This is a genomic window from Bacteroides sp. AR29 (genome assembly GCF_900217715.1).
Taxonomy (GTDB): domain Bacteria; phylum Bacteroidota; class Bacteroidia; order Bacteroidales; family Bacteroidaceae; genus Bacteroides; species Bacteroides uniformis.
Window position 1 is genome coordinate 1 of record NZ_OBMS01000002.1, and the last position, 13,846, is coordinate 13,846.

The window sequence follows — 13,846 nt, forward strand, 5'->3', positions numbered from 1 at the left end:
AATTTCAATGATGTCAAAGATCTAAATAATCCCCTTATTCCGGGGCTATTTGATTAATTGTTTAACTCGTCCCATTTTAACGGGACACTAATGATTTTTGCAGGTGATAATGAAAATATTGACAAGGTTATGAAACAATTGAATTCTCTGAGAGTATGGCTGTTTGTGGTATTGTTGCTTTGCTTCTCTCTTTCCGGACAAGCCCAGTTCCTGCGCACTTCCTACTTTATGGAAGGAAGTAACCAGCGTATGCAGCTCAATCCGGCCTTGATGCCGGGACGCGGTTATCTGAATATTCCCGTGATAGGTTCGTTGAATGCTACCGTCAACTCCAGTTCCCTGGGGTATAGGGATATTATGGACATTATTGAGAACAGTGATGATAGCGACTATTTCATGAGCAATGACTTTATGAACCGACTGGATGCTACCAATAACTTGAATGTGAATTTGAGTACCGACATTCTGTCTGCCGGGTGGTATAAAGGAAAGAACTTCTGGTCAGTCAATGTGGGGTTGCGTAATGATATCGGTGCCGCCATACCGAAAACCATGTTCCAGTTTATGAATAACATGAGCAGCCGGGAGTTCGGTGACAATATTTCTGACTATTTGGGTATTAACGAAACCATTAATGGACAGAAGCTTGAGATAAATTCCTATGCGGAAGTCGGCCTTGGCTTTGCAAGGAATATCACAGACCGACTGGCTGTAGGTGGTAAGGTGAAGATGCTGCTGGGTATCGGTAACTTAAAGCTGAACATCAACCAGATTCATGTGGAAACTCCTTCTGTCGGCTCTTCAGGAGTGACGAGTAAAGCTTCCATTCAAGTGGATGCAACTTTGGAGAACTCGTCAAAGCTGTTAGAACTTCCCGAGAATGAGAATGGTGATTATATCGATGAAATCGATTTTGGCAGTTTTGGTTTTGCCGGATATGGTGGGGCTATTGATTTGGGAGTATCTTACAAGTTACTGGATAAATTGACACTTTCTGCTTCAGTTCTTGATTTGGGCTTTATCAAATGGTCTAAATCGAATACCAGTATAGCGCGAGCCAATGCAGAGCAGACTTATGATCTTCTTGACCCGGCCTCGCAGCAGGAGTTCATGAATATTGTGAACAGCGGCGAGATTCTTAACTATGACATGTTGCAGCTCAAGACGGAGGAGGCTTCTGAGAAGAGCCGTACCCGTGGATTGACTTCTACAATGGTTCTTGGCGCTGAATATGCCTTACTGAATGATTGGCTGGTAGTGGGTGCCTTGTATACCGGTCGTTTTGCCAAACCGAAAACTTTGAATGAGCTGACTTTCTCTGCCTGCATCCGTCCGACGAATGCTTTCAATGTAGCTGCCAGCTATTCCGTACTTCAAGGAGCCGGTAAAACCTTCGGTCTGGCACTGAAACTGGGTCCTTTCTTTGCGGGAACAGACTATATGTTCTTTGGCAAGAATACGAAGAATGTCAATGCTTACTTGGGGGTTTCTATTCCTTTGGGAAAACAGAAAACGGCTGAAAATTAATAAAGTGAGTTATCAGTTGTCGCGGGTTATCTTTCTATAAAAGAGGATAATCTGCGATTTTGTTTTTACGAAAACGCAAAAAGCTTTATCTTTGCTGGTAAATACCTATAAACAGTACTCATGAGAATTGCAATAACGTTTCTCTTGTCTTTGGTTTTCAGTAGTTTGCTGCAAGCTTCACCCATACCTTTTTCTCCTATAGTGAGGAGCTATTCGGTGTCGGATTATAATGCCGGTATTCAGAATTGGTCTATTGCACAAGATGAAAGAGGGGTGATGTATTTTGGCAATAATAATGGACTGCTGGAATTTGATGGAAGTGCTTGGCGGTTGTATGAATTACCGACAAAAGGAATTGTGCGTGCTATATATATCAGTAAAGATGGAAGAATTTATGTAGGCTCTTACGAAGAATTCGGTTATTTTGTCCGTACTCCTTATAATACCCTTGAATATCATTCGCTAAAAGATGAGGTGAAGGATTTTACTTTTCATAACGATGAAATCTGGAACATTGTTTGCGTTCAAGGAGAAATTGTTTTTCAATCGTTTGGTTCTCTCTTTTTTTATAATGGAAATTCGGTGGAAGGTACTCGGATGAAGAGTCTTCCTCTGAACTTATTTCAGGTTGGAAATACTTTTTATTCTCAAAGAATAAATGGTGGACTTTGTGTCTTTTCTGGCAGGAAAATGGAAGAACTTATTCCCAGAAAGGCATTTGGGAATAGCGATGTCCTGGCCGGGCTTCCTTATGATGATGCGGTTTTAATGCTTACCCGTAATCAGGGAGGTTTTCTCTATCGAGATGGGAGGGTGGAAAAATGGGAAACCGAATGTGATGATGTATTCAGGAAGCATACCATTAATCGTGCGGTGATGACCAAAGACAGTTGCTACGTTGTTGGCACAATATCCGATGGCATATATGCGTTGGATAAAAAAGGAAAGCTGATTTGGAAGGTCAATACGGATAATAAACTACAGAACAATACTGTTTTGAAGTTGTATTGTGATGATGACAATAATATATGGACAGCTTTGGATGAAGGTATTGCCTATATACACAATAATTCTCTAATCTATTATTATGAACCTCCGTTTCGTAAAATAGGTATGGTATATGATGTTCTAGTAAGGGAAAATGAAGCTTATATTGCTTCTAATCAAGGACTTTATTGGCTTAAGGATGGAAAGGCTGAATTGGTTCCGGGCTTGGAAGAACAAGCGTGGTTCGTCGATGAATGGGGAAAACAGATTTTTTGCGGACACAACAAGGGTACTTTCCTTATATCGGGATTGAAGTCAAAGCAGGTGGCTGACGCAAAGGGAGGGATGTGTATGGAAAAGATTGAATTGAAGGAACAGTCTTTTTTATTGGAGGGGACTTATGCGCTTTTGAATTTATATACGGAAACTGCTTCGGGAGAGTATTATTTTACTCGGTCCTTACGTGGGTTCAGTCACATGATTCGCCATATAGAAGTGGACCATCAGGGGAATATCTGGGCGAAACACTTAAGGAATGGTTTGTATCGCTTTCGGATTGATCCGGATATGAAGCTGGTAAAGGATGTGCGGAAGTATGAGAGTTTGGGAGAAGTAGAGGGTGGAAGTTTCACGCTTTTTAAAATCAATGGTCGGGTGGTTTTTTCTAATGGAGAATACTTTTATACTTATGAAGATATGACCGACTCGATTGTTCCTTATGAAACGATGAATGAACAATTGGCGGAATTGAGGGAAATCAAGACTGTGAGTCGTGCAAGTGGAGATCGTTATTGGTTTGTAGGGGACAGAACGGTGTATTTGGTGAAATGTGCGATAAATACTTTCGATATAGAACTCCGGATTCCATATTCTTTGTTTGACGGTCTGGCAGTGGAAGAGCGTGGAAGCGTGGCTTATGACAAGAGAAATAATCATTCCTATCTTTGCCTGAACAATGCCATTGCCCGTATTGAGACGGATAGTTCTTCGTTGTATAAATCCCGAGTCAAACGTTCTTTATGGATTTCGGGAATGCGGGCTATTGATGAATTCAGTGGTGAGCGGAAAACATTGGTGGCGCAGCCGGGAGTCCGGGTGGAGTCCGAATTTAATACAGTGAGTTTTACCTTGTGTTATCCGGTTTATAGTGATTATACTTATAAGGTAAGATATAAGTTGGATGGCTATTCCGAACAATGGGTGCCCAGTGGACGCAGTTTGCAGAAAATGTATGCCCGTCTTCCTTATGGAAATTATATTTTCCAAGCTGAGATATATAATACTGATAGGGTTTTGGCATCGGTAGAGCTTCCTTTTGAGATATTATCTCCGTGGTACTTGTCTTATTGGGCTGTGGGAAGTTATATCTTGGCAGGATTGTGTCTGTTGGCTTTGTTGCAATATCTGGTCTACCGTTTCGTGAAGAAAAAGAAAGACCGTGTGATTGAACGGCAGCGCGTAGCCCATCAGGCAGAACTCGAGCGGCAAGAGAAGAAGATTGTTGAGTTGGAAAAGGAGCAGCTTGAGGCCGATTTGCGTTTTAAAAGCAAGGAGTTGTCCAGTGTGGTAATGACAAATATCGCCCATCAGGAATTTCTGAATTCCTTGAAAGAAGAGATACAGCGGCAAAAGTTGTCGGGGCAGTATGGCCGTAAGAACTTGGATAAGCTGCTCACTTTAGTTAATAGCAATATAGTGTCCGATAAAGAGAATTGGACTATGTTTCAGGCTAATTTTGACCGTATACACGAAAACTTCTTCCGTAATCTGAAACTTCAATATACAGATTTGACTTCAGGAGATTTGCGCTTTTGTGCATTGCTTCGCTTGAATATGCCGACAAAGGAGATATCGAAGTTGCTCAATATTTCCACGCGTGGGGTTGATGCTGCAAGATACCGGTTGCGCAAGAAATTCAATCTGCTTCCGGAAGAAAGTCTAACTGATTTCCTTATAAATTTTAAATAACTGTTTTACAGTAAAATATTAATGGGGGAAGTACTAATATTGTACTTCCTATTTTGTTTTTTAGTGATGGATGTACTTTTATTGTAGTGCGGGATGTGGAGGTTGTCGCATGCTTTTCTTTTATTTGCAGCAAAATAATATTTCTATAAATTAAAAGCATGAAAGACATGAAGCATTTACTTTTCAAGTTACAATCATTTTTAGCCTTGTTGATGTTTACTGCCGTTAGTGCGTATGCGCAGAAATCTCCGGTCGATATGAATCGTTTCATTGACGATTTAATGAAGAAGATGACCCTGGAAGAGAAAATAGGTCAGTTGAATCTGCCGGTTACCGGTGAGATTACGACCGGTCAGGCTAAAAGTAGTAATGTGGCCAAACGTATTCGTGCCGGTGAAGTGGGCGGGCTTTTCAATCTGAAAGGTGTGGAACGTATCCGCGATGTACAGAAGCAGGCGGTTGAAGAAAGTCGTTTGGGTATTCCTCTCTTATTCGGTATGGATGTTATTCATGGATATGAAACGGTGTTTCCCATTCCTTTGGGATTGTCGTGTACATGGGATATGAAGGCGGTTGAAGAATCGGCGCGTATTGCGGCCATTGAGTCCAGTGCCGACGGTATTTGCTGGACATTCAGTCCGATGGTGGATATTTGCCGTGATGCCCGTTGGGGGCGTGTGTCCGAGGGCAACGGTGAAGACCCGTTTCTGGGAGCAGCCATTGCGCAGGCCATGGTACGTGGTTATCAGGGAAAGGATATGAGCCGTAATGATGAGATTATGGCTTGTGTAAAGCATTTTGCCTTGTATGGTGCCGGTGAGGCAGGACGTGACTATAATACAGTAGATATGAGCCATCAGCGCATGTTCAATGAATACATGTTGCCCTATCAGGCGGCGGTTGATGCCGGTGTGGGCAGTGCGATGGCCTCTTTCAATGAGGTCGATGGCATTCCTGCCACTGGAAACAAGTGGTTGATGACGGATGTATTGCGTAAGCAGTGGGGGTTTGACGGTTTTGTAGTGACAGATTATACCGGAATTACAGAAATGACCGACCATGGCATGGGCGATACGCAGACTGTTGCCGCGTTGGCGCTGAATGCTGGTGTAGATATGGATATGGTGAGCGATGCATTTGTTGGTACGCTCAAGAAGTCATTGACAGAAGGAAAAGTGACAGAAGAAGCAATTAATGTGGCTTGTCGCCGTATTTTGGAAGCTAAGTACAAGTTGGGCTTGTTCGATAATCCTTATAAATACTGTGATGTGAAGCGTGCCAAGAAGCAAATCTTTACCAAAGAGCATCGTGCCGTTGCGCGTAAGATTGCTTCGGAGAGCTTGGTGTTGCTGAAGAACGAGGGTAATGTGCTTCCGCTGGCCAAGAAGGGCACTATTGCTGTGGTAGGTCCGTTGGCAGACAGCCGCAGTAATATGCCGGGTACTTGGAGTGTGGCTGCCGTATTGAAGAATGCTACTTCTTTGGCTGAAGGTTTGAAGGCGGTAGCAGGCGGTAAAGCCGAAATACTGACTGCGAAAGGCTGTAATTTGATGAGTGATGCCGAATATGAGAAACGTGCCACTATGTTCGGACGTTCTTTACACCGTGACAATCGTTCGGACAAGGAGTTGCTGGACGAGGCTCTTGCCGTGGCTGCCAAATCGGATGTTATTGTGGCTGCGCTCGGTGAGTCTTCGGAAATGAGTGGAGAGAGCAGTTGCCGCACGAATCTTGAAATGACGGACACCCAACGCATACTGTTACAGGAATTATTGAAAACGGGAAAACCGGTGGTACTGGTGCTGTTTACCGGTCGTCCGCTGGTACTGAACTGGGAGCAGGCAAACGTGCCGGCCATTCTGAATGTATGGTTTGCGGGCAGTGAGGCAGGTTTTGCCATCGGTGATGTATTGTTTGGTGATGTGAATCCGAGTGGGAAGCTGACTACGACTTTCCCGAAGAGCGTGGGACAGATTCCTTTGTTCTACAACCACAAGAACACGGGCCGCCCTCTTGCCGACGGTGCATGGTTCCAGAAATTCCGCAGCAACTATATAGACATAGACAATGAACCGCTTTATCCCTTTGGTTTCGGCTTGAGCTATACAACATTCTCTTATAGCGACGTGGCTTTGGACAAGACTAGCATGACGGATAAGGGCGAACTGACTGCTACCGTGACTGTGACCAATACCGGCAAGAGAGACGGTGCAGAAGTGGTTCAACTTTATATTCGTGACCTTGTGGGAAGTGTAACCCGTCCGGTGAAAGAGTTGAAAGGCTTTGAAAAGATTTTCCTGAAAGCCGGCGAATCTAAAAAAGTATCTTTCAAGATTACCCCCGAATTGCTGAAGTTCTACAACTACAATCTTGATTTTGTATGCGAGTCCGGTAACTTTGAGGTGATGATTGGCAGAAATAGCCGGGACGTAAAGAAAGCAACGTTCACGTTACTCTAACTGATTCCCGAGGCGGCAATATGCAGCATTCGAGACACTGCGTTGAGATGGCATTGTTGCTGCATATTGTCTGCATTTTCACTGCAAACTATATGCAGCATTCTTGCAGTATTTGCCTGACTTGTGTGGAATAATATAATCTATTGAAAAACATGAAGAAAATATTTTTATTAATATTGTGTCTGTCCACCATGTACCCGGTTGTCAATGCCGGGCGGGTGGTTCAGAGTTTCAATGACGGCTGGTATTATGTTGCGTATAATGACAATCGGTTCCAGAAAGTGCGATGTCATGAGGAAGGTTGGGAACAGGTACATCTGCCACATACCTGGAATACGGATGCCTATTCTACCCGTAACTACCGCAGGGCTTCTTCCTGGTATAAGAAAGAGTTCCGTACGGATGCCGCGCAGATGCGGGATAAGCAGCTTTACCTGAAATTTGATGCTGTCAATTCTCTGGCAGATGTGTACCTCAACGGCGAGCTGCTCACTACCCACAAAGGAGGTTACTCTGCCTTTACCGTAGACATTACGGATAAAGTAAGGACTGATGCCCCGAATCTGCTGATGGTGCACGTCAATAATCAGAACGACCGGATACCTCCTTTGTCCGGCGACTTCACCATCTTTGGCGGCATCTACCGCAATGTGTGGCTCATCAGTGCTGCAAAGCAGCACATCAGCCTTACCGACTATGCCTCTACGGGCATTTATGTCGATTTGCCTTCCGTGAGTGAGGATAGGGCGGAAATCAGTGTGCGTGGGACTTTGGTGAACCGTGATGTGCGGCGTGCGGTGTTGAAGTTGGACGTCGAGGTGCTGGATACCGATGGGAAGACCGTAGCCCAATCTTTGCGCAGCGTCCGGATAGATGCCGACGGGGCGTTCGCCTTCGAGGAGCGGTTACAGTTGGAAAAGCCACAGTTGTGGTCGCCCGATTCCCCTTATCTGTACAGCGTGAAAGTTTCTTTGAAAGATGTGCGTGGCAAGGTGTTGAAAGATGAGACACGTGTCCCTTTGGGGGTCCGCTGGTTCAGCGTGGATGCGCAGGAAGGCTTCAAGTTGAATGGGGAACCCCTGAAACTTATGGGAGCTTGCCGTCATCAGGACCAGATGCCGATGGGCATAGCGCTTTCGGATGAGATGCACCGCAGGGATATGCAGTTGCTGAAAGACATGGGTGTGAACTTTGTCCGTCTGGCACATTACCCGCAGGACGATGCCGTGTTGCGTGCTTGCGACGAACTCGGCATGCTGGTATGGGAGGAGATTCCGGTAGTAGATTTGATAGCTTTGGGTGACGAGTTCCGTGCGAATGCCACAAGCGCCTTGCGCGAAATGATTCGCCAGCATTACAACCATCCGTCCGTCATTATGTGGGGGTATATGAACGAGGCTGTCATCCAGCTGCAGTATCGGGTGAAGAAACAACGGCTCAACGGTTTCTACGAGAATACCTTGGCGCTTGCCCGGCATCTGGAGGAAACTCTGAAGAGGGAAGACCCCTACCGTCTGAGTACGATGGCCTACCACGGCAATCAGATTTACAATAAAATCGGTCTCAGCAATATCACCGACATTTCCGGTTGGAACCTTTATCAGGGCTGGTATGAGAACGACTTCAAGTCTTTCGACCGCTTTGTGGACGAAGAGCATCGTAAATACCCGCACCGTCCGTTAATAATCAGTGAGTTCGGTGCCGGTTCCGACCCGCGCTTGCAGTCGCTCGAGCCGCAGATATTCGATTTCTCCATGCAATGGCAGCAGTTGTACCTCGAATACTATCTGCCCGCTATCATGAGGCGGCCGTTCATAGTCGGCGCCACAGAGTGGAATTTCATTGATTTCAGTTCTGCCAATCGCCAGGAGGCTACGCCACACATTAATAATAAAGGGCTGATGTACAATGATCGCCGGCCTAAAGATGTGTTTTATTATTTTCAGGCATTTTTGCGTAAGGATATTCCGGTGCTGCACATTGCTGTGGATGACTGGAAGCATCGGACTGTGGTTTCGGACGGCGAAGCAGTGGAACATCCGGTGAAAGTGTATTCCAATCTGGATAAGGTAGAGCTGTCTGTCAATGGGAAAAAACTCTCTGTACAAGACATTGAGAATTGCCATGCTGGGTGGCGGGTACCTCTTGTTGTGGGAAGAAACACGCTTGTAGCATCCGGCATCTATCAAGGGAAGAAGGTGGAGCAGGTTTCGGACATTTTTGTGAAGATGCAGCCTCGCTATATCGCGGCAGCCGGCTCCGGACAGCTGGAACTTGCAGTGAACGTGGGCAGCAACTGTTTCTTTACGGATAACAAGAGTGATCTTTGCTGGCTTCCCGACCAAGCTTATACTCCTGGGAGTTGGGGCTACATAGGTGGAGAGATTTTCCGCCGTTCTCCGGGACGTATCGGAACCACTGCCGAAGTGAAAGACACCCGTAACGTTCCTTTGCTCCAGACCAAACGCAAGGGCATCAAAGCCTATCGCTTCGACTTGCCCGACGGCGACTATGAAGTGGAACTTCTTTTTGCTGACCTGAACGCACGTTCCGAACGGGTGACTTACGATTTGGGAGCTGTCGCTACCCTAGACAATGCCGATTTCCGCGGCAGTGTCTTCAATGTTTCTGTCAACGGTCGGCCTTGGTTGAGCCATTTCTCTCCGGCGATAGAAGTAGGCGGGAACCGTTGCATATCCAAGAAATTGCGTATTGCCGTAACCGGTGGAAACCTTACAGTGGACTTTGAGGCGGTGAAGGGAATGACGTTCTTGAATGGGATAAAGATATTCAGGATTCATTGACCTTCTATTTGCAAGGATGTTGTATTAACCGATAAATTGAGTGAAACATGAAACACAAACTTCTCACCGGGTCCCTCTCCTTCACAGTAGGGATGGGATTCAGCGCTTTGCCTGCCGTCGCGCAGCAATCTCCGGCTTCCACTGAGGTCAAGCCCAATGTAATCATTATCAACGTTGATGACTTGGGCTATGGCGACATTGGTTGTTACGGTGCCACCAAGGTCAAGACTCCCAATATAGACCGTCTGGCATCGCAGGGCCGTAGCTTTACGGACGCTCATTCATCCTCGGCTGTTTCCACGCCTTCACGTTATGGACTAATGACTGGTCAATATCCTTGCCGTGAGGATATTTGGGGGGCAATCTTCCTGAATCAGACTCTGCAAATTGATACGGCACGCACCACAATTGCGGATGTGATGAAACGTTCCGGCTATTCCACTGCCATCGTGGGGAAGTGGCATCTTGGATTCCGTACGGACGAAAAGATGGACTGGAACAAGGAACTGGCTCCCGGACCACTTGAATTGGGATTCGATTATTACTTCGGTGTGCCTATTCTCAACAGTCATCCACCTTTTGTTTATGTGGAGAACCATCATGTGGTGGGTTATGATTCCAACGACCCGTTTGTAAGAGGCAAGAGGGCAGAAACGGAGGAGTTCGATGAAAAATTCGGTATCAACTCTATTGGTGGAGCCACGGCTGCGCACCGTTTGTACAAAGACCGGGCTGTAGCCACTACTTTGAAAGACCGGGCCGTGCAGTGGATAAAGGAACATAAGGATTCACCTTTCTTCTTGTATTATGCTACCACCAACATCCATCATCCTTTTACACCGGCCGAACGCTTTGTAGGTACCAGTGAGGCAGGACCTTACGGTGATTCAATCCATGAATTGGACTGGGTGGTAGGCGAGATTATGCGTACCCTCGATGAGGAAGGGCTGGCGGGAAATACTCTGCTCATCTTCACCAGTGACAACGGAGGAATGCTGAATCATGGAGGGCAGAGAGCTTGGAAGGCAGGACACCATATCAACGGCAAGCTTCTTGGTTTCAAGTTCGGAGCTTGGGAAGGCGGGCATCGCATTCCTATGATTGTCCGCTGGCCGGGCAGGATTCCTGCGGGCAGCGTATCCAACCAGTTGATGTCCAATGTTGACATGCTTGCCACTTTGGCTGCCCTCACAGGATATGAATTGCAGGAGCAGGACGGGCCGGACAGTTTCAACATGCTTCCTGCCCTTGTCGGAAATCCCGGGAAAATGATTCGGGACCATATTATAATCTGTCCTTCCCAAAAGAGCCATCTTTCCATTCGCAAAGGGAAGTGGGTCTATATTCCGGCGCAAAACAGCGGCGGATTTACCGGAAAGAATGTCGGTGACCATGACTTGGGCGGGGCATCCGCTTTCCAGCTCACCCATCGGGTGAACAGCGATATAGAAAATGCCCGGATAAAGCCGGATGCACCCTCTGTGCAGCTTTACAATCTGGAGGAAGACCCATACCAGACCACAAATGTGTATGAACAGCATCCCAAAGTGGCACGCAGGCTGGCGCGGATACTGGAGGAGAAGATAAGGAAGTCGGATGCCACAAGAAAGTGACAACCGATAGATTGATGAAAAACATAATTTGAAAAATGAAGAATACCGTGATGAAAAAGTTTTTTGTAGGTTTATTCTCCCTTTTGATGGGAGTAGGCAGCGCTTTTGCGCAGACCAATATGTCTAGTGAAATGTATGACCTTGCCAAGATGAAGGAAGGCTTGCGCAACCGCCGTGTCAGCAGTTATGACCGTACGGGCAACAACCGTGACCACCTGAAGGCCATCAAGCCGGGCGAAACGGCTGTCTTGGCCGACATCAAGGGGGCAGGCGTAATCAACCATATCTGGATAACGATGTCTCCGGGACCGCGCCAGCTTTCCCGTAACGACATCATCCTTCGGATGTACTGGGACGGCAGCGACGAACCTTCTGTCGTGTCCCCCATCGGTCCCTTTTTCGGCCAGGGATGGAACGAACAGTATAACTATGCTTCTTTTGCACTTTCTTCCGGTCCCAACGGTGGTACGGGTTTGTGCAGCTATTTCGCCATGCCTTTTGCCAAAGGTGCGCGCATTGAGATAGAGAATCAGACGGATGTCAACATCGGCGCCTTCTACTACTACATAGACTATGTGGAGATGAAGGAACTGCCCAAGGACATGGGGCGTTTCCATGCGTGGTTCAACCGTGAGATTACCGAAGCGCTTCCCGAGGGGGAGACCGAGTGGGGTTCCGTGGGTAAGCAGACGGAGAATAAGGACGGAGCCGACAATTATGTGTTTGCCGATATCAAGGGAAAGGGCCATTTTGTGGGATTGAATTATTATGTACAGTGCCCTACCCCCATGTGGTATGGTGAAGGCGATGACATGTGGTTCATCGACGGTGAAAAACAGTCTTCCTTGATAGGAACCGGTACGGAAGATTTGTTCAACACCGCCTGGTGCCCGAAAGAGCCCTACCAGCATATCTACTTCGGCTATCCACGTGTGAATAATGATGTCGGATTCTTGGGGCGTACACATGTCTATCGGTTCTTTATTCAAGATCCCGTCTTCTTTGAGAAAGGGCTGAAAGCCACCATTGAGCATGGGCACAACAATTGCCTGACCCTCGACCTGGCCACCGTTGCCTACTGGTATCAGGACAAGGCGACGGCTGTTCCCACCATACCCGACAAGGCGGGCCGTAAGCTGAAGCCGATGGTAAACAATGTGATGATGCACAAATGGCGTCATGAGTGGAGAAAGAATAAAGGGAATAAGGCTGACCTTTGGGGAAATGAATAAATTGCTGGAGGATATGAAATGAAGACATTATTAGTTATATCTGTTTTATTAGCATTTACTCTTTTGGGGCATGCCCAAATATGGAAAGTGCCTGAAGGTCATGAAACGCGGTGGACAAGTTTTGAAAATCCTACCGGTGCCAAGGGAACGGCAGCTCAAGTCAATAAAGGTGCAAAAGGAAGTGCTTTCGGCAGAATCATGGCGGGAGACAGCTGTGTTTTGTTGTCTCAGCAAGGACCCGGGATCATTAACCGTATTTGGCTGACAGTCAGCAAACGTAACCCTAAGATGCTTCGTGCGTTGCGTATCAAGTTTTATTGGGATAATTCTGTTGTTCCGGCAGTGGATGTCCCATTGGGAGATTTTTTTGGGAATCCGCTGTCACGTACATCTCGTTTTGAGAACTGTTTCTTTTCTAATCCGGAGAAGCGTTCTTTTAACTGTTCTATTCCGATGCCTTACCGCATCGGTGCCAAAGTGGTGTTTGTGAATACCTCGGATGAGGACCTGACACACTTGTTTTATGATATCAACTTTACTAAATTGCCGGAATGGGATTCGGAGATGAGCTATTTTCATGCTGTCTGGCGTGAAGACAAATCCACCAAGTTGGGAGTGGATTATACTGTTCTTCCCCAACTATCGGGCAAGGGGCGCTTTTTGGGGGTAAGCTTGGGTATCTTTGCCAATAAGGCGTATGAAACTACTTGGTGGGGAGAAGGTGAAATCAAGTTCTACATTGACGGAGATAAGGAATTTCCCACATTGAGTGGTACGGGAGTTGAAGACTATATTGGTACGGCTTGGGGGCAGGGCGAGTATTCCCACCGTTATCAAGGTTGTCCGATTGCAAATGCGGACAGTTGTTGGTGGAGTATGTATCGTTTCCACGTGCAGGACCCGATTTATTTTCGTCATGATATAAGAGTTACATTGCAGCAGATTGGAGGTGCTCCATATCAAAAGGTACTCGAACTGTACAAGGCGAAGGTTCCTCTTGTACCGGTTACTATAGATAGAAGCGGTAAACTGAAATTCTATCGTTTATTAGATGAAGATTCAGACCTACATATCACGGATAAAGACTTTCCGCCAGGATTTGTTAATTTCTACCGCCAAGATCATGTAACTTCAACAGCATATTTCTATTTGGATAGGCCTGCAGTCTGAATAATCTTTAAATAACTTCCTAGTGTATGTTGTTGGGAATTAGTGTTTTATACAATGCTGTAGTAGTTACGTTGTAGTGCTTGAGC

7 protein-coding genes are annotated in these 13,846 nt (G+C 46.3%); all 7 read left to right on the forward strand.

The features are described 5' to 3' along the window. Positions 1–129: 129 nt before the first annotated feature. Positions 130–1,527: a DUF5723 family protein gene (locus CSD97_RS00010; RefSeq protein WP_098031874.1), complete on the forward strand. Its 1,398-nt coding sequence runs from the start codon at positions 130–132 to the stop codon at positions 1,525–1,527. 120 nt (positions 1,528–1,647) lie between these two features. Next, entirely contained in the window at positions 1,648–4,482 is a 2,835-nt protein-coding gene (locus CSD97_RS00015; RefSeq protein WP_098031780.1) for a hypothetical protein, read from the forward strand. Between the two features lie 167 nt (positions 4,483–4,649). Further along, positions 4,650–6,941, forward strand: coding sequence for a beta-glucosidase BglX (gene bglX / locus CSD97_RS00020; RefSeq protein ID WP_098031875.1), 2,292 nt, complete (start codon positions 4,650–4,652; stop codon positions 6,939–6,941). A gap of 152 nt (positions 6,942–7,093) precedes the next feature. Beyond that, on the forward strand, positions 7,094–9,745 hold the full coding sequence (locus CSD97_RS00025) for a glycoside hydrolase family 2 TIM barrel-domain containing protein (protein WP_098031781.1): 2,652 nt from the start codon (positions 7,094–7,096) through the stop codon (positions 9,743–9,745). Between the two features lie 47 nt (positions 9,746–9,792). Next, positions 9,793–11,358: an arylsulfatase gene (locus CSD97_RS00030; protein WP_098031782.1), complete on the forward strand. Its 1,566-nt coding sequence runs from the start codon at positions 9,793–9,795 to the stop codon at positions 11,356–11,358. A 50-nt stretch (positions 11,359–11,408) separates the two neighbouring features. Then, on the forward strand, positions 11,409–12,590 hold the full coding sequence (locus CSD97_RS00035) for a glycoside hydrolase family 172 protein (RefSeq protein WP_229095740.1): 1,182 nt from the start codon (positions 11,409–11,411) through the stop codon (positions 12,588–12,590). A gap of 18 nt (positions 12,591–12,608) precedes the next feature. Beyond that, on the forward strand, positions 12,609–13,760 hold the full coding sequence (locus CSD97_RS00040; protein ID WP_243634936.1) for a glycoside hydrolase family 172 protein: 1,152 nt from the start codon (positions 12,609–12,611) through the stop codon (positions 13,758–13,760). Positions 13,761–13,846: the final 86 nt, after the last annotated feature.

Bases quoted from the DNA above. Each gene is read 5' to 3' on its own strand.
- CSD97_RS00010 (WP_098031874.1), top strand. From the start codon at position 130: ATGAAACAATTGAATTCTCTGAGAGTATGGCTGTTTGTGGTATTGTTG.
- CSD97_RS00015 (WP_098031780.1), top strand. From the start codon at position 1,648: ATGAGAATTGCAATAACGTTTCTCTTGTCTTTGGTTTTCAGTAGTTTG.
- bglX (WP_098031875.1), top strand. From the start codon at position 4,650: ATGAAGCATTTACTTTTCAAGTTACAATCATTTTTAGCCTTGTTGATG.
- CSD97_RS00025 (WP_098031781.1), top strand. From the start codon at position 7,094: ATGAAGAAAATATTTTTATTAATATTGTGTCTGTCCACCATGTACCCG.
- CSD97_RS00030 (WP_098031782.1), top strand. From the start codon at position 9,793: ATGAAACACAAACTTCTCACCGGGTCCCTCTCCTTCACAGTAGGGATG.
- CSD97_RS00035 (WP_229095740.1), top strand. From the start codon at position 11,409: ATGAAAAAGTTTTTTGTAGGTTTATTCTCCCTTTTGATGGGAGTAGGC.
- CSD97_RS00040 (WP_243634936.1), top strand. From the start codon at position 12,609: ATGAAGACATTATTAGTTATATCTGTTTTATTAGCATTTACTCTTTTG.